The following is a 22,433-nucleotide window of genomic DNA, read 5'->3' on the forward strand; positions in this document are numbered from 1 at the left end:
CCATCCACACCAAGAAACAAAAATCCACTAGCAAACAAATACCCATACAACAATAGAAAAAATTTTTAAAGAAAAATAAACAAACCAAGAATAATAAAAAGAAAAAAACCTAAAGTTGACAGAGTTGCAAAACATCATATAAATTTATAAGTCATGAAAAATAAACATATCAATTGAAGTTGGAGCATGTTTTATCATGCTCTGGCTTTGTCCTTATTATATAATTATGAAAGGTAAGCTGATGAGCTTGCAACTCCTTATAACACTTTATCTAATCAGGAGGGAGTAAATAGCTACAATATAATAAGTTATTGAAACTATCACAAATAGCTGTGATAGATAATACTCTAATTGCAGAACTATCACCTCCAACTTTTTAGTAAAAGCAAAGGTTAATCACTAAAACGGCGAAGAAAATAGTGTACATCTCTGCTTTCCCATTTACTACATAATACGATTATGCAGTTATTCGAAAAGTCTATTAGCTATTTCGCTCACCAACTTACCAAATATAATATATTGCAATCATAATCTATAAACATTTATATAATATGAAAAACAATATATTAACTGGCGAAGAGATGTACATCTCTTATAGTTAGCTATACATCATAGCTAACTAATTCTTACTTATTTTTAAATTATTTCCATTCTACAGTTTTATAACCTTTTTTAATCTTTTTATCTCTAACTTGAGCATGAATATTAGTTGTAGCTATGTTTTCATGTTTTCTTTTTTTTTTGTGCTTTTTCTAGTTATATATTTTGATACATATTCGATTAAGGTATCAATATTATGGTTGTTGTTCTTTTTTTCCTTCATTTACCAATTTGAGTAGGTGTTTTTCCTAACAATTCATACAGTTCACTGAATACTATATTATACATTTATATTCTTTTTTCTGATAGATTTCTTCTTTTAATTAATTGTATTAATTTTTCATCAGTTTCTGTAAAATCCATCTTAAACATTTCTAAATAGCTATTTTATCATTATTTTAGAAAGAAATATTACAATCATCCATTTTAGTTATAAATTTTAGAAAAACAAGCCATTGTTTATAAACTTAAATTTTTATCCAATTATTATAAAAACTAACTTTATAACCCTAAAAGTTTAATACTTGAAAAAATAATGTAATACCCATGTCATTTATATCATTAATTTTCAAAAATCCCTTTCGAAATAAAAGTCGAGCATTACTCGCCATTATTGGGATAGGGATAGGTATAGCCACAATTGTAGCTCTTGGAAGTATTACAGACGGTTTAGTAGCAAGTATGGACGAATCTTTACACGCAGGAGGGTCTGATTTCTCAATTAGTGGAAAAGAAGACACTACAAGTGGCAGTATTTTTGGTACTGGATCACTTGATGAAGAATGGATTGGGAAAATCGAAAATGTTACGGGAGTGAAGCAAGCAGTAGGAGTTTATATTGGAATGGTCTCAATGGGAGATTCACCATTTTCAACACTTATTGGAATAAATCCTAACGACAAACAATTTGCAGATTTAACAATAACTAAAGGTAAACTATTTACAGATAATTCTAATGAAGTTGTTTTAGGAAAATTAGCTGCAAATGAGGTAAATAAAACTGTCGGAGACAGCATTACCATAGAAAATGAAGAATTTGATGTAACAGGAATATATGAAACTGGAGATACAAACCAAGACCAAGGAGCTTACTCTTCACTTACAACTGTCCAAAGACTATTGGAAGCTGAAAACAACGTCAGTATGATATATGTTAAAGTAGATAGTGGTGCAGATGTTGACGAAGTTACAAAAAGAATCGATGATAAATATGGAGATAACATTACCACAATAACATCAATTGCAGATATGGAAACTATAGCCAGCTCATTAGATATGGTAAACGCAGCTTCTTGGGCAATTTCATTATTAGCTATTATTATTGGAGGAATAGGCATAATAAATACTATGATTATGTCAGTATATGAAAGAACAAGAGAAATAGGGGTTTTAAAAGCAGTAGGTTGGAAAAGTAGAAGAATTCTTGCAATGATACTTGGAGAATCAATCGTACTAACCATAACTGCAGGAATAGTCGGTTCAATCATAGGAGTAATTGGAATAGAATTATTAGTTTCAGCAGGAATATTAAGTGGTCTTAGTCCAGTATACACAATAAGCACCTTTGCAGAAGCATTTACAATAGCTATTGTAGTTGGTCTCATAGGAGGATTTTATCCAGCATGGAGAGCCAGTAGACTTCCACCAACAGAAGCTTTAAGATATGAATAAGGAGGTGATTTTGATGAATAATAACACTGAAAAGAATATAATAGAAATTGAAAACTTAGAAAAAAGCTATGAAAACGGACACATAAAAGCTCTAAACGGAATCGACCTCAAAATAAAAGAAGGCGAATTCGTATCAATAATCGGCCCATCAGGTTCTGGAAAATCTACCTTACTCAATATGCTTGGTGCCTTAGATATAGCAGATAATGGAAGTATAAAAGTAGCAGATTACGATTTAAGTAAAAATAAAAAGCTTGATGAATTTAGATCAAAGAAAATTGGATTCATTTTCCAATTACATAATCTAATTCCAAATATCTCAGTCCTAGAAAACATTGAGATACCAATGTTTGAAACTAAACTATCAGGGAAAGAAAGAAATAATCGAGCTATAGAACTACTAGATATTGTTGGATTAAAAGATAAATCAAAGAAAAAACCAACAAAATTATCTGGAGGAGAACGTCAAAGAGTAGCTATTGCAAGAGCTTTAGCTAATGATCCATCAATCATATTAGCTGATGAACCAACAGGATCTCTAGATTCAAGAACAAGTAAAAAGATATTGGAACAATTAAACAAACTACACAAAGAAAAAAATGTCACCCTAATCATAGTGACTCATGATATGAATGTAGCTAAGCTAGCTGACAGAGTAATCGAAGTTTTAGATGGAAAAATAATAGAATCAAGTGATAATTCACTTTTAAACGATAATATAAAAATATACGGATAAATAGAAAGATATTAGCTAATTTCATATTTTTTCATCATTCTTTTTATAACTCCATTTATTATATTTTTACTATAATTCCTAGATAATTTTTATTATGCTTTTACCATATATTTATTATATTTTCATTATATACTTAATTCAACTATATTCTTTTTATTTTTTATATTTTTATAAATAACATATCTTTTTTATTATATATTCAATTATTACTATTATTATTACTATGAGTATTATTATTATTAGTATTATTACTATTAGTATTATTATTACTATTACTATTACTATTACTATTTTTACCTATTAGTTACCCATTATTTACTTATTATTTAAGTAGCTGTAGCTACTGGATTGTTATTTGTTTTATTAGTATTATTAGTATCATTGTTGTTGTTTTGTATTTCAAATTCAACTGAAACTGGATTAGCATTGTAGTTTTCATCATCAGATGTAACTGCAATCACATGACGACCATCACTTAGTTTACTAGTGAAGTTAAACCTAAAGATATGAAAACTTCAGAGTTTTTAAATGTGGAAATAGAAAATAAAGAATTAAAAGAACATCAAACTATTAATTATAAAAGATTAGCTAAAATTGAAGCTAAAGAAGAGAAAAAAAGAAAAATTGATAGTATATTGATGAACAATTAGATAAATTGTTAGAATTTTCTTGAAAAATAATGAAATCACTAAATAGCTATTTCTATTTTATCATAATTTAGTGTTGGGATTTTGCTGTTTTTTAACCCTTTTTTGAAGCTAATTAATCCTTCTTTAGCTAAATGATTAATTTTGTTATTAATATTAGCTGGGTCTTTTTTTATTTTTAAGGCTATTTCTCTTACTGATTTTGGTTTTTCATTTTTTATAATATTTAATATTTGTATTTCATTCTCCCCTATGCTTATTTTATCAGTGATTATTACTTCTTTTTTTATTATGGGTTCTTCTGGGGTTTCTAATAAAAGTTTCCAGTTTTGTAAGTCAAAATATAATGTGTTTTCAGGGGTTTTTTCTAATAGTTTTTCTAATTTTTCCATACTTCCATATTTCTTTTTCATTTGTTCATCGTATTCTTTTGTGCTTTGTTCTTTAATTAAACTTATAATCATTTATTTCAACTCCTCAATTAATTCTTTTATCATCACTTTCTTATTTTCTTTAATATGGTTTATAAGTATATTTAAGTTTTCATTTTGTGTATCGTGTTTTATTTTTATTTCTTTTTTGTGTTCTTTTGGTTCTGGGTGTATATGTCCTCCTTTGTTGTGGTAGTTGTCTAATATTATTTTTTAAGGCATTATTATTAAGTTCCACCCTCCTTTTGCAGTTACTATGTATATAGTTTTTCCTTGTAAGTGTAATGTCGTTTGTTCTTTACTCATTATATAGTAATATATCATAAGTAATATATAAATATTATGTAAAAAAACACTAAACACGTATTACTTTTCATCAACAATATTTGAACTTTATATAAAATATCTCATTTATAATTAGATAAGATCTATCATTATTTCTAAAAAATTAAGTAAATTGTAGACATATGTACAGTTTATAGTGTGTTATTTATTGAATATTTTTACTTGAATCAAATAAAAAAATCAAACAATGAAATAATAATGAATATATAAAAACAAAATAATGATTAAATAATGAAATAATAATGAATATATAAAAACAAAATAAAAATAATAATTATAAGATCAAAAAAATAAATTATGAAAAATCCTTTTGATAATATTCCAAGTAACCATGTCTCTCATTTTTCATTGAACATGAAAATTAAAAATAAAAAAAATAAAAATAGGGGATAAAAAATAAATATCCTCCCAAAAAAATGTTTAATCTTGTTTTCTTCTAATACTTATTCCAATTGTAGTTAACAACACTAATATGATAGCTATTATCGGCATTCCTGTATTTTTCATAGTAGCTGTAGCTACTGGATTGTTATTTGTTTTATTAGTATCATTGTTGTTGTTTTGGGTTTCAAATTCAACTGAAACTGGATTAGCATTGTAGTTTTCATCAGCAGATGTAACTGTAATCACATGACGACCATCACTGAGTTTATTACTTGGTATATGGATTCTTCCAACACCAAGAACACTAGTAACGATATCTCCGATATGTTTACCATCCAAATCAACACTAACTTTGTAGTCAGGTATTGGATCGCCGTCTTCATCGGTCACTGTGACAATCACATCAGCAGAACCATCAGAATTCTTAACCACATTAACATCAACAATAACTTTACCTTTTATAACATTAAAAGTTGTAGTATTGTTATAACTAAAGTATTTATCGTTTCCTGCGTAATTCACAATAGTATTAACAGTTCCAGTATGAGTTGGTTTATAAGTAAGACTCCAACGACCACTGTTGTCAGTTTTTAAAGAATAAACTTTACCACCAACACTAACAGTAATCGGAACATTAGCTACAGGATTACCATTCTCATCAACAAGCACACCATCGATTGTTATGGTTTTACCCACTTTAACATTACTTGGAACATTTATAGTTGAATTAACAGCTAATTTAAGGACATTAAAGCTAGTATTGTTAGTAAAAGCAAAGTAAGTATCATTACCAGCCCAATTAACAACAACTATATTTCCTCCATGAGTTGGAGTATAAGCTAAATTCCAAGCACCAGTGTTATTAGTAGTCACAGTAAAAACATTTCCATCAACAGTCACATTAAGCACAGCATTAGCTACTGGATTACCCTTTTCATCTCTAAGAACACCAGAGATATTAACAGATTGACCAACTTTAGAACTATTTGAATTTGAAACATTTATAGTAGAGTTAGTATCTAACTTAATCAACAATGTACCATTCAATAAATTGATCCCATAACCATTGTGACCAGCATAATTACCAGAAACAGTAAGAGCACCTACTGGGTCAGCTACTGTGTAGCTTATGTTAGCATATCCTTCAGTAGCTGTAATACTTCCAATATTAGTTCCATTAACAACAAAAGTTATATTTTGACCTGTTACAGTGTTACCCATATCATCAGTCAAAGTAGCAGATAGATTAACTTGTTGACCTTCCTTAACAGATTTTGTAGAGTTGTTAATATAAGTCAATTTAAGAATACCCATATTACCAACGTTATAAATCATATTACCACTAATATCAGCAGTATTACCATTCATAGTGTTATTAGAAACAGTCATATTTCCTTCGTTGTAAATTCCACCACCATTAACACTAGCTTTATTGTTAGTGAACTTAGAATTACTTATACTTGCATTTTGACTATCTGCAAGTATAGCACCACCGAAATAACTTGCATTATTAGCTGTGAAGTTGGAATTAGTCACAGTGAAGTTACTACCTGCATCAGAAATAGCACCACCAGCACCAGCACTGTTAGATGTGAAGAATGAGTTATCAATAGCTACACTACTACTTCCTTCACTTGCAATTGCTCCACCAATATTAGTAGCATTATTACTGTCGAATTTTGAGCCGTTAATCTTAGAAGTAGTATTGTTATTATAGATTGCACCAGCACTACTAGCAGCATTAGCTATGAAAGTAGAATTGATAATATTTTGAATACTACCATCATTATAGATAGCTCCACCATTACCAAGACTACTGTTAGCCTTGTTATTTGTGAAATTAGAATTCACAATAGAAGTATTGCCACCAAATATAGTACAAATAGCTCCACCATCAAAAGCAGAGTTATTAGTGAAAGTAACACCATAGTAGCTACTATCAGTGCCTCCATTTAAAATAGCTCCACCATAATCAGTAGCAGAGTTATCTGTAAATCTAGAAGCGGTCACAGAAATATTACCGCCTTGAGTAGTAATAGCACCACCACCATCAGCTGTATTAGCTGTGAAATTGGAGTTAGTAATGTTTAAAATAGCATTAATAATACCATGTCCTTGACTTGAGATAGCTCCACCAGCAATTGCATTATTGGAGGAAAATTCAGAATTATCAACACTTAAATTACCACTGTTACGGATTGCACCACCAACATCAGCACTATTATTAGTGAAATTAGAGCCAGTGATTTGAGTACCACCATTATTATAAACAGCTCCACCACCACCAAGACTAATATTACCCTTGTTATTTGTGAAAACAGAGTCCACAATTTTAGTGTTAGTATTATCACCAGTGAAAATAGCTCCACCAGTGTAAGCAGTGTTATTAATGAAAGTGGAACCAATTACATTCAAATTACCTAAGCTATAAATAGCTCCGCCTTGAGGTAAAATACCAGATCCACTAGCAGTGTTATTTATAAATCTACAATTTATAAAAGTCATAGTTGTATCATTGTAAATATTTGATACAGCTCCCCCATTACCAGTAATCTTTCCATTGATGAAAGTAATATTTATAAAAGTCACATTCAATCCAACACCTATATTGAAAATATTACTAGATCCTTGCGCATCTATGAAAACTTGGTTTGTTGATCCATTTCCTTGAATTGTCACATTTTTATTAATACTTATTCCTACATTGTCACTACCAGCATAATTCCCCGGAGTTAAAAATATAGTGTCTCCAGGATTAGTAGCACCTGCAGTTATTGCTCCATCAATCCCACCAGAAGTAGTATTATCAATAGTTGAATTTGCAGCAGAACAAGGATTTAAGCTGATAAATATTAATAAAATAGCTAAAACTATCAAGATCGTGCAATTAAACCCATTAATTCCATTATTTTTTATTATAATATTTTCACCTCCATTATAATTGATTAATATATTTATTATTTATACATTAATGAATAAATAAAGTATGAATATACATATTCATATATACATTATATAGATATTCATATAGATGAATATATTCCATAAATAGTTGTATATATAATACTCATACATTATTAAGAAGATATCATATGATAAGAAAAATTTAAGGTAATAGATATAATATACACATAAATTATATAAATAAATTATATAAATATATATAAATTATATAATATGTTATAATTTCAATATAGCTTTACTATATAGTATATTAATAGTAATTATATAAAGTTGATTTATAGTATACAAACTTTCCAAAAAAATTCCCAATCATTGATTGAAATATATAATACACATCATATATAATATTATCCAAAAAGGGAATAAAAAATGAAATGAACAGAAAAATAAAAAACAATGAAAAATACTTAATAATACTAAAAACCTAAAAAAATCCAAAAAAAACAATGATAATAGATTTTTGAGGTACTGTAAAAAATATAATAAAAACTATGAAACAAATTATTAATTAGTTAATTGTTAGAAAAAATTAACTAGTAGAAAAAACATATTTTAAATAAATGAAAGGTGTGATTATGACAAGTAACAAAATAGCATGGGCAATTTCTGGAGCAGGAGAAAAAATAGAAAAAACATATGAAACAATGCTAGAAATTCAAAAAAAGTATGATGATGTTGAAATATATGTTTATGTTTCTCAAGCTGGAAAACAAGTTTTAAAATACTACAGATTGATAAAAAAGCTTAAAGATAATTTTGAAAAAGTTTATTTTGAAAAAAATTCAAATGCTCCTTTTTTAGCAGGAGATGTTCAGATGCATAAATTTGAATTTCTTATGGTGGCACCTTGTACCTCTAATACAATGGCTAAAATCGCAAGTAGAATAGGTGATACATTAATAACCAATGCTGTTATAATGGGTCAAAAATCAAGAGTACCTGTTTATATAATGCCTGTTGATTTTAAAGAAGGAGTTTCAGCCACGAAAATTCCAAATGGTGATGAGTTAATTTTAGAATTGACCAAAGAAGACATTGATTGTGTTAGAAAAGTAGCTAATATGAAAAACACGACTCTATTTGAAGACACTGATGGAATATACAAAACTTTTGAAGAGCATTTCCCTAAATAAAATAAATATTAACAAAAAATGAAAAAGAAACAATAAGAAAATAGCTATTTAACTTAAATCATTCAAACTCTAAAAAAATAGCTATTTAACTCAAATCATTCAAGATCTAAAAAAAAATAGCTATTTAACTCAAATCATTCAAGATCTGATAAATAGAATCATTATTATTTCTAAGTAAATAACAACTAACAAATAAATAGCTAACAAAATGTAACTAATAGTTTAATAGCTCTCATTTATAAATTACATCCAAAATGGGAAGTTACTACATCATCAGAAATTTCGTTTAATTCTTGTAATGTAACTGATAAAAAGAAATAATTAAATCCTGTATCATCAGTCTGTTCTAATAAAGGAGCTACTCCTTTAAAATAACATGAAACATCTCCAGTATTTCCAATATTATAAATTAGATGTTCAGAAGCTTTAAGTCCATCAAAAAACTTTTTAATTTCATCCATTTCTTCTTTAGGTGATCTGAAATTAACAGTTAATATACCTTCTTGTCTTAATTTAAGTCCTACAAATTTTTGAGCTATATCCAATTCTTCATTAGAATCTTTTTTAAAGATAATATTTTCATCTATTTCTGACATGTTTTCACCTTAGAATCAATTTTAATTCAATTTGAATATTTAACTATTAAAAACATAATATAATTGCATTTTAGTTTTTATTAATATTATTAGTATACTATTATTACTTTTTCTTATATAATTAAATTTTCTATTTTTAAAGTTTCTTTATTATAATTATCATTAATAATCATGATAATATTCCTAAAGTATATATTCTTAAAAAACATAGATAATTATGTTAAAAATTTATATTAATTATAGTCTATTAATTATCTTATATTAACTAATAATAATATTTAATAATTAATTATAATAATATTTAATAAAGTTATTTAATTTGATAATGATACTCATTAAATAATTATAATTAGATACTAAAAAATAATGATAATATTGAAATTTTGATAAAAGTAGATATAATTTTGATAAAAATATTAGATATAATTCAAAAATTAGGAAAAAGAAAAATAAAGGTGTTAACATTGAAAGAAAGTGCTAAAGATATTGGAGCTAGAGTAAAAGAACTTCGAAAAATTTCTGATATCACAACAAAAGAAATATCTAGTGAATTTAATATCATGGAAAAGGATTATATTCAATATGAAAATGGTGAAAAGGATGTACCTGCAAGTATTCTTTATGAAATAGCTAATAAATTCAAAGTAGATATGGGATTATTAATTACTGGTGAAGAAACACGAATGCATATCTTTAATGTTACAAGAGCAGGAAAAGGAGCAGAAGTAGAAAGAAGAAAACAGTACAAATATGAAAATTTAGCTGAAAAATTCATTCATAAGAAGGCTGAAACATTTATAGTAACCGTTAAACCAAAAGAAGTTGAAAATCCTAATACTAACACTCATCTAGGTCAAGAATTCAATTATATTTTAGAAGGTTCATTGGAATTTTATATTCACAACAATAAAATAATTTTAAATGAAGGAGATTCAATATTCTTTGATTCAACCTATGAACATGCAATGAAAGCTTTAAATAATGAAAAAGCTAAATTTTTAGCTATTATAATATAATTATTAATTAGTAATATTAGTAATTAAAATTATTAATAATTAAAATTTTGAATAATATGAGGTACACAAATGTCATCTTTACTAAAAGAATTTGTTAATAGAACAGATTTCGACTCTTATGAAGATTTTAAAAATAATTTCGACTTCAAAGTTCCAAAAAACTTTAATTTTGCATATGATGTTGTAGATAGATATGCAAAAGAAGACCCTGAAAAAATAGCTCTCATTTGGTGTAATGATTTCAATGAGGAGAAAATTTTTACATTTAAAGATATGAAAAAATACAGTGACAAAGCAGCTAACTTTTTTAAAACCCAAGGTATTGAAAAAGGAGATGCAGTGATGCTAACCTTAAAAAATAGGTTTGAATTTTGGTTCTGTATAATAGGATTGCATAAAATTGGAGCTATACCTGTACCTGCTACTCATATGCTAAAAACCAAGGACATAGTTTATAGAATAGATAAAGCTAGTATAAAGATGATTGTCTCTATAGATAATGAAGAACTCATATCTGAATATGAAAAAGCAGAAAAGGAATTAAATATAAAATTAAAAAAGATATCTGTTGGAGAGAAATCTTTAGAAAATTGGAAGAATTTCAGTGAAAATATTAAAAACTGCAGTGGTGATTTTCAAAGACCAACAGGTCCACAGTCCACTGAAAATAAAGACATTTCTATCTTATATTTTTCTTCAGGAACAACAGGTCAACCAAAGATGGTTAAACATGATTTCAGATATCCTTTAGCCCACATAATCACTTCAAAATATTGGCATGATGCAATTGAAGATGGAATTCATCATACTTCTGCAGATACTGGATGGATGAAAGCTGTTTGGGGAGGTCTATATGGACAATGGATTGTTGGAACCAGTGTATTTATTTATGATTATGATAGATTTGATGCAGTTAATTTAGTTGAAAAAATAGAAAAATACAAAATAAACACCTTCTGTGCACCTCCTACAATCTACAGATTCTTAATAAAAGAAGATCTATCAAAATATGATTTTAGCAATTTAAAATATATCACAACAGCAGGAGAACCATTAAACCCTGAAGTCTATAATAAAGTACAGGAAATATTTGGTTTAAAATTAAAAGAAGGTTTTGGACAAACCGAAACTGTTATAAGCGTTGCAAATTTTGTCTGGATGGAACCAAAGCCCGGATCTATGGGAAAACCAGCTCCAAGATTTAATGTAGAGCTATTAGATACAGAAGGAAATATTGCAGATATAGGTGATGAGGGAGAAATTTGTATAGAAACTTCTTCAATGCCCCCTGGACTTTTCCAAGGATACTATAGAAACCAGAAAAAAACTGATGAAGTCTGGTATGATGGCTATTATCACAGTGGAGATACTGCATGGAAAGATGAAGATGGATTTTTATGGTTTGTTGGAAGAAATGATGATATAATTAAAAGTTCTGGATATAGAATTGGGCCATTTGAAGTAGAAAGTGCCCTTATTTCTCATCCAAGCGTTTTAGAATGTGCAATTACTGGAGCTCCTGATCAAGTTAGAGGGCAGATTGTTAAAGCTACTATTGTCCTTACAAAGGGTTATAAACCTTCTGATGGACTTAAAAAAGAACTTCAAGATCATGTGAAAAAAGTTACAGCTCCTTATAAATATCCTCGTTTGATTGAATTTGTAGATGAGCTTCCAAAAACAATCAGTGGAAAAATTAGACGAATTCAAATAAGAAATGAGGATAAAAATAAATCTTAATATTTGTCTATTATCAGTAGTTCGCAAAGTATTATATATTGTGGTGTGTATTATTATTTATGCGAATAAAAAAAACCTAAAAAACCTAAAACAACAAAACAAACAACTATGAAAACAAAAACATGAAAACAAAAGCTAATTAATAAAAAAAAGAAAAAACCAAAAATATAGTCCTGAAAATAAAGTTTATAAGTAATGATATTTTTTAAAAACTTTTATATTCATTTACTTCTCAATCTAAATAATCATAATATATATTTTTTTAATAATAAAATTATTAAAGATTATTTTAGAAATTAAAGATAATAACAACTTATATTTATGAAATAGATTAATATTCCAATAAACCATTGATTAGAATCTTTTCTTTCAGGACTATATAAAGCTAAAAAACTACTAAAAAACAAAAATATAAAAACACTTTATGAACTACTGATAATTTTCTAAATAACAATTAATTATAAATATTTCTACATACATAATTAGTATCAATTAAGAATGGTGATAATAATGAGTATTGTAGTAGACAATCCTAATATATTAAAAAGTATTAATAGAATAGCTAAAAGGGAAAATAAGTCAGAAACTAAGGTTTTGGAAGAGGTAATAAAAAAAGGACTAAAAGAAACAGAACCTAAAATCCCAGAATACTTAATAGCTAATAAAGATACTTATAACCCTGACCCTGAAAAACATGCAAAAATGGCTGGTTTTATCAAGAATGTTGAGCCTTTTGATGCTGTAAAATTAGTAAGAGAAATGAGAGAGGGTGGTCATGATATTCTATGATACCAATTTTTTAGTATCGTATTATATAGAAACAGAAAACCATCATGAAAGAGCATTAGAGATAGATAAAGATATTAAAAATAAGAAAAAAATAATATCAACATTAGCAATAGCTGAAACAATTAATTTACTAACTAACAAACTAAAATTAGACAAAGAAATGATAAAAGCAGTTTACAATGAATTAAATGAAAATTATACAATATTAGAAGATCATAAGTTTTATAATGAAACGGTTGAAAATATCACAAGCAATGAAAAAAGAATGCCTTTCTTTGATTACTCATATGTTACACTAATGCAAGAGTTAGGAATTGAAGAAATAGCTACTTTTGATAAACACTTTGATAATATAGCTGGAATAGTGAGAATATATTAATTTTTTTATAGCTATATTATTTTGGAGAAAATAGTAGAGTAATCTTACTTATTTTTTTATAAAAAATTTTATATATATTTAAATTTTTATAAAAAATTTTATATATATATTTAAAATAAAATTAAAATTGGAAAAGAGTATTTATATTTTTGAAAAGTTTTTTCACTATGAGTTTTATCTTTTTTGTTTAACATTTCAAAAAACATGACACCTGGTCTTTTTAAAGGTTATTTTAGAGATGCATTTTTCCTATTTCTTCATGTAATTGTTTTTCCATTGGTCTTTTTAAAGGTTATTATAGAGATGCCAAAAAAACAAATGAGGTATGGTATGATGGCTATTATCACAAAGGGCTATGAACCTTCAGAAAAACTAAAAAAAGAACTGCAAAATCATGTGAAAAAAGAAACTGCTCCTTATAAATATCCTAAAATAATCGAGTTCGTGAATGAACTACCAAAAACAATCAGTGAAAAAATAAGAAGAGTAGATATAAGAAATGAAGATAAAGATAAAAAATAATAGAATTAGACTAACTAATAAAATCTACCCATTAAATATACTAGTTATTATATAGTTAATATGCAATTATTATGAGAACATATCTTAAAATTCATAATCATTATATTATAATTATAATTATACATTTTAAATCACAAAATCTCAATTAGAGGTGTTTCTATTGAAAGAAATTATTAAAGATATTGGATCTAGAGTAAAAGAGCTTAGAGAACTTTCTGATGTTAGTACTGAAGAAATAGCTAAAGAGCTTAATATTAGTGAAAATGATTATATTTCCTATGAAAATGGAGAAAAAGATATTCCTGTAAGTATTCTTTATGAAATAGCCAATAAATTCAAAGTAGACATGGGATTACTAATAAGTGGAGAAGAAACTAGAATGCATATTTTCCATGTTACAAGAGCCGGAAAAGGAAGAATTACTGAAAAAAGAGAAGGTTACAAGTGTAAAAGTGTATCTGACCGATTTATACACAAAAAAGCTGAAACACTTTTAGTAACAGTTGAACCAAATGAAATCGATGTACCAACTACTAACACCCATCCTGGACAAGAATTTAATTATATCCTTGAAGGATCTTTAAAATTATACATACACAATCACGAAATAATTTTAAATGAAGGAGATTCAATATTCTTTGATTCAACCTATGAACATGCAATGAAAGCATTGAATAATCAAAAATCTAGGTTTTTAGCTATTATAATTTGAGTTAATCATTTAGAATTTAATAAAAAGAATTACAATTAGTAATAAATAAAAACCCTAATAAATAATCATTATAAAAAAAATCCATTAATACATCAATCATTATAAAAAAAATCCATTAATACATCAATCATTATAAAAAAAACAGTAAAGTCATTATTAAATTAATTATAGTGATTGTTATTAATAATTATTTTATTAAATGTATTTCTAGAAATTGCGATAAATCAGACAAATTATTCTTAATTTTAGTGTTATGTATTGTATACAAATAAAATTTTATATATCATCGATAATAATGCTAGTTAATATTATATTATTAAAATCAACAGTAATAAACATGAGGTAAATTAATGTCATCCTTAATAAAAGAATTTGTTAATAGAGTAGATTTTGACTCTTATGAAGATTTCAAAAATAATTTTAAGTTCAAAGTTCCAGAAAACTTTAATTTTGCATATGATGTTGTAGACAGATATGCAAAAGAAGACCCAGAAAAAATAGCTCTTGTTTGGTGTGATGATAACGGAGAAGAAGAGCAATTTACTTTTGCAGATATGAAAAAATACAGTGCCAAAACTGCTAACCTTTTCAAAAATCTTGGTATTGGAAAAGGGGATGTAGTGATGCTAACCTTAAAAAATAGATTTGAATTTTGGTTTTCTATGATAGCTATTCATAAAATTGGAGCCATAGCTATTCCTGCTACACATATGTTAAAAGTTAAAGATATGACATATAGAATAACTAAAGCAAATATAAAAATGATCTTATCTGTTGATGAATCTGATCTAATTAAAGATTTCAATGAATCAGAACAACAATTAAACCTAAATTTAAAAAAGGTGTTTGTAGGAGATAAAACCAAAAATAAAGAAATTAAAGGTTGGCTAAATTTCACAAAAGAAATTGAATCTCTAGATGAAGAATTTGAAAGACCTCAGGGAAATCTTGCAACTTCAAATGATGACACTTTTCTTATTTATTTCTCCTCTGGAACAACAGGACAACCTAAAATGGTTGAACATGATTTTACCTATCCACTTGGTCATTTAATAACAGCTAAATATTGGCATAATGTAGTTGAAAATGGACTTCATCATACATCGGCTGATACTGGATGGGCAAAAAGTAGTTGGGGTTCTTTATATGGACAATGGATAGCTGGAACAGGTTTATTTATTTATGATTATGATAAATTTGATGCATTGAAACTTTTAGATAAAGTGCATAAGTATAAGGTGAACACTTTTTGTGCACCTCCTACAATCTACAGATTCTTAATAAAAGAAGATTTATCAGAATATGATTTTAGTAATTGGACTTATGCTACAACAGCCGGAGAACCATTAAATCCAGAAGTTTATAATAAGTTTTATGAGATATCAGGGCTTAAAATAAGAGAAGGTTTTGGTCAAAGCGAAACTATAGCCATAATAGCTAATTTCATATGGATAGAACCAAAGCCAGGGTCTATGGGAAAACCTGCTCCAACTTACAATATTGAGTTATTAGACAATGAAGGTGCAATAGTTGAACTTGGAGAAGAAGGAGAAATAACAGTAAATGTAGAAAAAGGTTCACCTCCAGGATTATTTAGAGAATATTATAAAGATCCTAAAAAAACCAAAGAATCATGGTATGACAATCATTATCACAGTGGAGATACTGCCTGGAAAGACGAAGATGATTATTTATGGTTTATAGGAAGAACTGATGATATAATCAAGAGCTCAGGATACAGAATTGGTCCATTTGAAGTAGAAAGTGCGTTGTTATCCCATCCAAGTGTTTTAGAATGTGCAATAAGTGGTTATCCTGATGATATTAGAGGCCAAGTTGTGAAATCTACAGTAGTTCTTGCAAAAGGATATGAACCTTCTGAAGAGTTGAAAAAAGAGTTGCAAAATCATGTTAAAAACGTTACTGCCCCATATAAGTATCCTAGGGTTGTGGAATTTATAGAAGAACTCCCAAAAACAATTAGTGGAAAGATAAAAAGGGGAGAAATAAGAGATAATGATAAAAATTAATTAGATTGAATATTAAATAAATAAATTAGCTAAAAAATTAGTAAAAATTAATTAGATTGATTATTAAATAAATAAATTAGCTAAAAAATTAGATTAAAATAATTAATTCCTCATTATTATTATAAATAATTAATAATATTATTAAAAATAATTAGTAATATTATTAAATCATGAAAATAATAATAACTAATAATGAATATTATTAATGAGAATTAATAAAAAGATTAGAAGATTAATAATAAAATAGGAATCATAGAAAATAAACCTAGAGCAAAGAATAGATGATAATATGACACAAATCAAATCAAAACCACAACCATACCCTATAATTCACAAAAATCAATGCAAGGCTTGTGAAAGATGTATTATAGGGTGTAAAGAAGAAGCTCTTGAATTAGGTAATGATCTTAATAATATTGGATATTATTATGTGAAATACAATGGTAAAAAATGTACTGGATGTGGGGATTGCTATTACACCTGCCCAGAGCCATTAGCAATTGAAGTGAAGATTCCTAAAAAGAAAAAAAATGTGGGTGATGATGAAAATAAGAAAAATCAGGGGATAATAAATGACTAGTCAAATGATTAAAGGGAATACAGCAGTTATCATTGGAGCAATGTATGCTGGATGTGATTGTTTTTTCGGATACCCCATTACACCTGCTAGTGAAATTCTTCACGAAGCATCCAAATATTTTCCCATGGTGGGAAGAAATTTCGTTCAGGCAGAAAGTGAGGAAGCAGCTATAAACATGGTATATGGAGGATCAGCAGCAGGACATCGTGTTATGACAGCTTCATCTGGTCCAGGAATAAGTTTAAAACAGGAAGGGATCACATTTTTAGCTGGTGCTAGTCTACCTGCAGTCATTGTAGATGTGATGCGTGCAGGACCTGGACTTGGAAACATAGGTCCAGAACAAGGAGATTATAACCAAGTTGTCAAAGGAGGAGGTCATGGGAATTATAAAAATATAGTTTTAGCTCCAAACAGTATTCAAGAAATGTGCGATTTAACAGCTAAGGCATTTGTTTTAGCAGATAAATACAGAAGCCCAGTTATTGTATTAGCCGATGCAGTACTTGGACAAATGGCAGAACCATTAAAATTCCCAGATAATGCTACTAAACATGTCCCAGATGACAGTTGGGCTGTTAGAGGAAACAAAAAAACAATGAATAATCTTGTCACTTCAATATATCTAGATTTTGACCAATTAGAAGAGTTCAATATAGAACTTCAAAGAAAATACGAAGTAATAAAAGAAAATGAAGTAAATTATGATGAATATCTAACAGAAGATGCTGAAATTATAATCGTTTCTTATGGAATAAGTAGCAGATTATCTAAAACAGCTATTGATATTTCTAGAAAAAAAGGAGTAAAAGTAGGACTGTTTAGACCAATTACATTATTTCCATTCCCTAATGAAAAGTTATTAGAATTATCTCAAAAAGGTTCAAAATTTATATCAGTTGAGATGAGCAATGGTCAAATGTTAGAAGATATTAAATTAGCCACTAAATGTCAGGACATTTATTTAGTTAACCGTATGGGTGGAAACTTAATTGAAGTAAAAGACATTTTAGAAAAAATTTATGAATTAGCTGAATATGATGATGATTTGAAAGATATTAACAATTCTAAAAAAGACGAAAAAACAATAAATATGGTAGATCATGAAATCTATGAAGGTTTTGAAGAAGACAACATTACTGAAGAGAAATTTAATGGTATAATCGATTAGGAGGTGATAAAATAACAAATAATAACAAGAATACAAACAATAATGATAAATTCAATATAAAAAATACCAAAGAAATAAATAAAATGTTAAATAAGGAGAATATTGAAAGAACAGAAGCTGATTCTGAATATTTAAACTATAATGAAGAAGAATATGAAATTAAAACTCTCAAAAAACCAAATTCAATTCATGATACTTTCAATAGAAAAGGAGAAAGCTCCCCTAAAATAACACACTACTGTGCAGGTTGTGGTCATGGGATACTACATAAATTAATTGGTGAAGTAATGGATGAATTAAATATCCAAGAACAATCCGTGATGATTTCACCAGTAGGATGTGCAGTATTTGGTTACTACTATTTTAATTGTGGTAATGTACAAACTGCTCATGGTCGGGCTCCAGCTGTAGGAACTGCTATTTCTAGAGCGGAGAAAGATTCTATTGTAATGTCTTATCAGGGTGATGGCGATTTAGCCTCTATTGGACTAAATGAAACTATCCAAGCAGCCAATCGTGGGGAAAAATTAGCTGTTTTCTTTGTAAACAATACTGTTTATGGTATGACTGGAGGGCAAATGGCACCTACCACACTTATAGGAGAAATTACAATTACTTCACAATCTGGAAGAGATCCAAATTATGCAGGTTACCCTATGCATATGTGTGAACTTCTTGATAATCTAGAATCTCCCGTATTTATTGAAAGAGTATCATTAGCTAACTCTAAATCAATACGAAAAGCTAAAATAGCTATTAAAAAAGCATTGCGAGTTCAAAAAGAAGGAAAAGGATATAGTTTTGTTGAGATTTTATCACCATGTCCCACTAATTTAAGACAAGATGCTAGAGGAGCAGAGGAATTCCTAATAAACCAAATGGAAAAAGAATTTCCTGTCAAACGATTCAGAGATAAATCCAAGGAAGTTATACCCATAGACAGAGGAAATAGTGATTTTTCCATAGAAAGGCTCGATGAAATATTCAAAATAGATCGTGAAATTATGATAGAGCCAAAAAAAGATCCATCCTATCATATTACCAATATAAAAATAGCTGGGTTTGGAGGACAAGGAGTTATAAGTGCAGGACTTACTCTTGCTCAAGCAGCATGTGCTGAAAAGAAATATGTCTCATGGTATCCTGCATATGGTCCTGAACAGAGAGGAGGAACTGCTAATTGTTCTGTTGTGATATCTGGTGATACTATTGGTTCTCCAGTAGTAGAGAATGCAGATGTTTTAATAGCCCTAAATAAGCCAGCTCTTGTAAAATTTGCATCTGAAGTAAAAAAAAGTGGAATGATATTTTATGATTCTCGTATAGAAGACTTTAACATTCCAGAAGGAATTAAATCTATTTCAGTCCCGGTCTATGAAATTGCTAGTGAACTTGGAGTTCAAAAAGCAATAAATACTGTTATGCTTGGAGTTTTAATGGAATTTGGAAATCAAGTGAATAATATAATCTCAAAAGAATCATTCCATCAGGGCATACAGGAAACTTTTAGTTCAAAACCTCAACTAATTGATAAGAATATTGAAATATTTGAAGCTGGAATTAACTGGGCTAAAAAGAATCTAAAACTAAATTCCAACTCAAAAATAGGAAAATCCTGAAAAATAACTTTAAATAATTTTTATTAATATTGTCATGACAATTTAAATATTAATTTATTTATATTTTTCAACAAAATTATTAAAAAGTATTTTATTTTCTTAATTCAATCTTAAGCCTTTTATTTAATCTTACTCTATAAAATCTATATTAATAAAATTATAGAAAAAATTAAATTGTCTTAACAATATATCTTATTTTTCTATTTTATTAATAGATCTTACTTCCCATACTATTCTTATTTTTCCCATTATTCTTATTTTTCCCATTATTCTTATTTTTCCCATTATTCTTATTTCTCATATTGGTAATTAAAAAGAAGATAGAAAATTATATTAAAAATAGAAAAATAGAAAAATAAAAAATAGAAAAAAGTTTTAAAATTTTTAGTCTTTTTATACCTAATTAAACCTATATTTGATAACAATGTTAGGATCATATGGATTAAAAGCATGCCTGTTGGTTTCATTGCTGCTTTTACTGAATTATTAGTAGTATTATTATTAAGTGTGGGAAGAGTTGATTTGGAATAAAAGATATGAGTCCAATAGCATTTCTGAGTAAATAGCTTTCATCACCTTCAAAAGAAGTATTGAAAGCTAGTTTTCCATCTGTAAAATCAGCTTTATTAGCAGTATATTGAACAATAGCTATTCCATTAGCATCAGTTATAGCTGTTAGTATTTTACTAGCAATATTGAATATGACTTCTTTACCTGCCAATGGGTAATAGATTTTTTCTTTAGATTTCTTTTGTTTAATTAATTATTTGCCCATTTTTCATCTTTTCTACCAGTCCGATATTTTCACTTAATAATTTTTGAAAAATTATATATTATCTAATTTAAATATAACTTATTTAGAGATAATTCAAATATAATTCAATACAATAATTCAATCATTAAATTATTTTAAAATTTGAAGATATTATAATTAATATTATAAAGTGATTAGATGGCTTATAAAAAAATAGCACAAGATTTTCTAAATAAATCTAATATTTCGATAGGAGATTTAGTAAAAGTAGAAAAAGGAGAAATACAGTATAATGGAATATTATTAGACAGATCTGAAGATGCTGAAGATAATCATATTGTATTAAAAATCGATAACGGATATAACATTGGACTTAACATTTCCAATGCTAAAATAGAGTTGATTAAAAAAGGATCTAAACCTGAAATTAAGTATGATAATGTTGAAATAGTTAATGATCCTGAAAAAGATAATATACTGATCATATCTACTGGAGGCACGGTATCTTCTATTATTGATTACAAAACAGGGGCTGTACATCCAGTATTCACAGCTAGTGATCTTTTAAAAGCTAATAGTGAACTATTGGATTTAGCTAATATTGATGTTAAAGCGCTTTACAATATACTAAGTGAAAATATGAAGCCAGAATATTGGGTCAATACTGCTAAATCAATAGCTGATGAAATAAATAATGGTGTTGATGGAGTAGTAGTGGCTCATGGAACTGATACAATGCACTATACTTCTGCAGCATTGAGTTTTATGTTAGAAAGCCCTGTCCCCATTGTAATAACTGGGGCTCAAAGAAGTTCAGATCGTCCCTCTACAGATGCTTTTTTAAACCTTATGAATTCCGTAGGTGCTGCAAAATCAAACATAGCTGAAGTTACTGTATGTATGCATGGAACTCTTGATGATGTGTATTGTGATCTTCACAGAGGAACTAAAGTAAGAAAAATGCACACCAGTAGAAGAGATACATTTAGAAGTATTGATAATGAACCAATAGCTAGATTTAAAAATGGAGAATTAAGTTCAATTAATACAAATAACTATACAAAAAGAAATTCCAAAGAATTGAAGTTAAGTGATAACCTTGAATCAAAAGTAGCCATCATCAAAACATTTCCAGGAATTACAGAAGAATTAATAAATTATCATGTTGATAAAGGATATAAAGGCCTTCTTATAGAAGGAACTGGACTAGGACATATCCCAGATTACATGTTAAATGCCATTAAAAGAGCAAACGAAGAAAATATAGCTATTGTAATGACTTCACAATGTATCTATGGAACTTTGAATATGAATGTTTATAGTACAGGACGTAAGCTATTGAATGCAGGAGTAATTTCTGGTGGAGATATGACTCCAGAAACTGCATATGTTAAGTTATGTTGGGCATTAGGTCAAAGCGAAAATTTAAATGATGTAACAAATATTATTACAACTAACATAGCTGGAGAATTAAATGAAAAATCTTCATTGAAATACTTTTTAAACTAATTAAATAAGTTATTTTTATTTAGATATCTAGTAACTGAAGTTCTTTAAATATCTAATAAATAAAGTTTTTTCACTTTATAGAATAATATCCTATTTATCAATCAT

The 22,433-nt window shown here is 27.7% G+C and carries 19 protein-coding genes and 1 pseudogene; 15 read left to right on the top strand and 5 right to left on the bottom strand.

Annotated elements, in window-relative coordinates; translation table 11 throughout:
* Positions 1 to 1,146: 1,146 nt before the first annotated feature.
* Both MBCUT_RS04610 and MBCUT_RS04615 read left to right on the top strand, forming a co-directional pair.
* Positions 1,147 to 2,271, top strand: a complete 1,125-nt coding sequence (locus MBCUT_RS04610; protein WP_067259432.1) for an ABC transporter permease — start codon at positions 1,147 to 1,149, stop codon at positions 2,269 to 2,271.
* 13 nt (positions 2,272 to 2,284) lie between these two features.
* Entirely contained in the window at positions 2,285 to 3,007 is a 723-nt protein-coding gene (locus tag MBCUT_RS04615; RefSeq protein WP_067259435.1) for an ABC transporter ATP-binding protein, read from the top strand.
* Between the two features lie 326 nt (positions 3,008 to 3,333).
* Here the strand turns inward: MBCUT_RS04615 and MBCUT_RS11710 are convergent, their stop codons facing one another.
* The gene (locus tag MBCUT_RS11710) at positions 3,334 to 3,468 is read right to left on the bottom strand and encodes a hypothetical protein (protein WP_281177936.1); all 135 of its coding nucleotides are present in this window, start codon (positions 3,466 to 3,468) and stop codon (positions 3,334 to 3,336) included.
* 45 nt (positions 3,469 to 3,513) lie between these two features.
* Here MBCUT_RS11710 and MBCUT_RS10830 point away from each other — a divergent pair, with 45 nt between their 5' ends.
* Entirely contained in the window at positions 3,514 to 3,657 is a 144-nt protein-coding gene (locus MBCUT_RS10830) for a hypothetical protein (RefSeq protein ID WP_157082482.1), read from the top strand.
* A gap of 38 nt (positions 3,658 to 3,695) precedes the next feature.
* Here MBCUT_RS10830 and MBCUT_RS04620 read toward each other — a convergent pair whose 3' ends face one another.
* Together MBCUT_RS04620 and MBCUT_RS04625 are read right to left on the bottom strand one after the other, a co-directional pair.
* Positions 3,696 to 4,118 carry an HVO_A0114 family putative DNA-binding protein gene (locus MBCUT_RS04620; RefSeq protein ID WP_067259437.1) on the bottom strand — a complete coding sequence of 141 codons (423 nt, stop codon included), beginning with the start codon at positions 4,116 to 4,118 and terminating at the stop codon, positions 3,696 to 3,698.
* A 732-nt stretch (positions 4,119 to 4,850) separates the two neighbouring features.
* Positions 4,851 to 7,691, bottom strand: coding sequence for a beta strand repeat-containing protein (locus MBCUT_RS04625; protein WP_067259439.1), 2,841 nt, complete (start codon positions 7,689 to 7,691; stop codon positions 4,851 to 4,853).
* A gap of 662 nt (positions 7,692 to 8,353) precedes the next feature.
* Between MBCUT_RS04625 and afpA the strand changes: the two genes are divergently transcribed.
* Entirely contained in the window at positions 8,354 to 8,911 is a 558-nt protein-coding gene (afpA, locus tag MBCUT_RS04630; protein WP_067259441.1) for an archaeoflavoprotein AfpA, read from the top strand.
* 236 nt (positions 8,912 to 9,147) lie between these two features.
* Here afpA and MBCUT_RS04635 read toward each other — a convergent pair whose 3' ends face one another.
* Positions 9,148 to 9,507 (bottom strand): hypothetical protein, encoded by a 360-nt coding sequence (locus tag MBCUT_RS04635; protein ID WP_067259443.1) that lies wholly within the window; start codon positions 9,505 to 9,507, stop codon positions 9,148 to 9,150.
* A gap of 455 nt (positions 9,508 to 9,962) precedes the next feature.
* Between MBCUT_RS04635 and MBCUT_RS04640 the strand changes: the two genes are divergently transcribed.
* From MBCUT_RS04640 to MBCUT_RS04685, 10 genes and pseudogenes are all read left to right on the top strand, one after another.
* Positions 9,963 to 10,523: a helix-turn-helix domain-containing protein gene (locus MBCUT_RS04640; RefSeq protein WP_211263769.1), complete on the top strand. Its 561-nt coding sequence runs from the start codon at positions 9,963 to 9,965 to the stop codon at positions 10,521 to 10,523.
* 69 nt (positions 10,524 to 10,592) lie between these two features.
* Complete coding sequence (locus MBCUT_RS04645) at positions 10,593 to 12,263, top strand: AMP-binding protein (RefSeq protein ID WP_067259446.1); 1,671 nt, start codon at positions 10,593 to 10,595, stop codon at positions 12,261 to 12,263.
* 510 nt (positions 12,264 to 12,773) lie between these two features.
* Positions 12,774 to 13,052: a hypothetical protein gene (locus tag MBCUT_RS04650; protein WP_067259449.1), complete on the top strand. Its 279-nt coding sequence runs from the start codon at positions 12,774 to 12,776 to the stop codon at positions 13,050 to 13,052.
* Complete coding sequence (locus MBCUT_RS04655; protein WP_067259451.1) at positions 13,039 to 13,431, top strand: type II toxin-antitoxin system VapC family toxin; 393 nt, start codon at positions 13,039 to 13,041, stop codon at positions 13,429 to 13,431. Before MBCUT_RS04650 ends, MBCUT_RS04655 begins: the two co-directional genes overlap by 14 nt.
* A 339-nt stretch (positions 13,432 to 13,770) precedes the next feature.
* A pseudogene (locus MBCUT_RS11530) lies at positions 13,771 to 13,953 on the top strand (AMP-binding enzyme); the annotation flags it as partial.
* Between the two features lie 151 nt (positions 13,954 to 14,104).
* On the top strand, positions 14,105 to 14,665 hold the full coding sequence (locus MBCUT_RS04665) for a helix-turn-helix domain-containing protein (protein ID WP_211263768.1): 561 nt from the start codon (positions 14,105 to 14,107) through the stop codon (positions 14,663 to 14,665).
* A gap of 350 nt (positions 14,666 to 15,015) precedes the next feature.
* On the top strand, positions 15,016 to 16,695 hold the full coding sequence (locus tag MBCUT_RS04670; protein ID WP_067259457.1) for an AMP-binding protein: 1,680 nt from the start codon (positions 15,016 to 15,018) through the stop codon (positions 16,693 to 16,695).
* 289 nt (positions 16,696 to 16,984) lie between these two features.
* Positions 16,985 to 17,275, top strand: coding sequence for a 4Fe-4S dicluster domain-containing protein (locus MBCUT_RS04675; RefSeq protein WP_067259459.1), 291 nt, complete (start codon positions 16,985 to 16,987; stop codon positions 17,273 to 17,275).
* Entirely contained in the window at positions 17,268 to 18,446 is a 1,179-nt protein-coding gene (locus MBCUT_RS04680; RefSeq protein ID WP_067259462.1) for a 3-methyl-2-oxobutanoate dehydrogenase subunit VorB, read from the top strand. The genes MBCUT_RS04675 and MBCUT_RS04680 overlap by 8 nt, the downstream gene beginning before the upstream one ends.
* Before the next feature lie 83 nt (positions 18,447 to 18,529).
* Positions 18,530 to 20,065: a 2-oxoacid:acceptor oxidoreductase family protein gene (locus MBCUT_RS04685; protein ID WP_067259464.1), complete on the top strand. Its 1,536-nt coding sequence runs from the start codon at positions 18,530 to 18,532 to the stop codon at positions 20,063 to 20,065.
* A 475-nt stretch (positions 20,066 to 20,540) separates the two neighbouring features.
* On the opposite strand, the gene MBCUT_RS04690 is transcribed toward MBCUT_RS04685, so the two are convergent.
* A complete protein-coding gene (locus MBCUT_RS04690; protein WP_067259467.1) occupies positions 20,541 to 20,786 on the bottom strand; it encodes a hypothetical protein in 246 nt (81 codons plus the stop codon).
* 231 nt (positions 20,787 to 21,017) lie between these two features.
* On the opposite strand from MBCUT_RS04690, the gene gatD reads away from it, so the two are divergent.
* Positions 21,018 to 22,328, top strand: a complete 1,311-nt coding sequence (gene gatD, locus MBCUT_RS04695) for a Glu-tRNA(Gln) amidotransferase subunit GatD (RefSeq protein ID WP_067259470.1) — start codon at positions 21,018 to 21,020, stop codon at positions 22,326 to 22,328.
* The last annotated feature ends 105 nt before the right edge of the window (positions 22,329 to 22,433 follow it).

Origin of the sequence: Methanobrevibacter cuticularis (assembly GCF_001639285.1) — an archaeon.
In the GTDB taxonomy this organism is placed as follows: Archaea; Methanobacteriota; Methanobacteria; order Methanobacteriales; family Methanobacteriaceae; genus Methanobaculum; species Methanobaculum cuticulare.

Bases quoted from the DNA above. Each gene is read 5' to 3' on its own strand.
- MBCUT_RS04610 (WP_067259432.1), top strand. From the start codon at position 1,147: ATGTCATTTATATCATTAATTTTCAAAAATCCCTTTCGAAATAAAAGT.
- MBCUT_RS04615 (WP_067259435.1), top strand. From the start codon at position 2,285: ATGAATAATAACACTGAAAAGAATATAATAGAAATTGAAAACTTAGAA.
- MBCUT_RS10830 (WP_157082482.1), top strand. From the start codon at position 3,514: ATGAAAACTTCAGAGTTTTTAAATGTGGAAATAGAAAATAAAGAATTA.
- MBCUT_RS04620 (WP_067259437.1), bottom strand. From the start codon at position 4,118: ATGATTATAAGTTTAATTAAAGAACAAAGCACAAAAGAATACGATGAA.
- afpA (WP_067259441.1), top strand. From the start codon at position 8,354: ATGACAAGTAACAAAATAGCATGGGCAATTTCTGGAGCAGGAGAAAAA.
- MBCUT_RS04635 (WP_067259443.1), bottom strand. From the start codon at position 9,507: ATGTCAGAAATAGATGAAAATATTATCTTTAAAAAAGATTCTAATGAA.
- MBCUT_RS04645 (WP_067259446.1), top strand. From the start codon at position 10,593: ATGTCATCTTTACTAAAAGAATTTGTTAATAGAACAGATTTCGACTCT.
- MBCUT_RS04650 (WP_067259449.1), top strand. From the start codon at position 12,774: ATGAGTATTGTAGTAGACAATCCTAATATATTAAAAAGTATTAATAGA.
- MBCUT_RS04655 (WP_067259451.1), top strand. From the start codon at position 13,039: ATGATATTCTATGATACCAATTTTTTAGTATCGTATTATATAGAAACA.
- MBCUT_RS04670 (WP_067259457.1), top strand. From the start codon at position 15,016: ATGTCATCCTTAATAAAAGAATTTGTTAATAGAGTAGATTTTGACTCT.
- MBCUT_RS04675 (WP_067259459.1), top strand. From the start codon at position 16,985: ATGACACAAATCAAATCAAAACCACAACCATACCCTATAATTCACAAA.
- MBCUT_RS04680 (WP_067259462.1), top strand. From the start codon at position 17,268: ATGACTAGTCAAATGATTAAAGGGAATACAGCAGTTATCATTGGAGCA.
- MBCUT_RS04685 (WP_067259464.1), top strand. From the start codon at position 18,530: ATGTTAAATAAGGAGAATATTGAAAGAACAGAAGCTGATTCTGAATAT.
- gatD (WP_067259470.1), top strand. From the start codon at position 21,018: ATGGCTTATAAAAAAATAGCACAAGATTTTCTAAATAAATCTAATATT.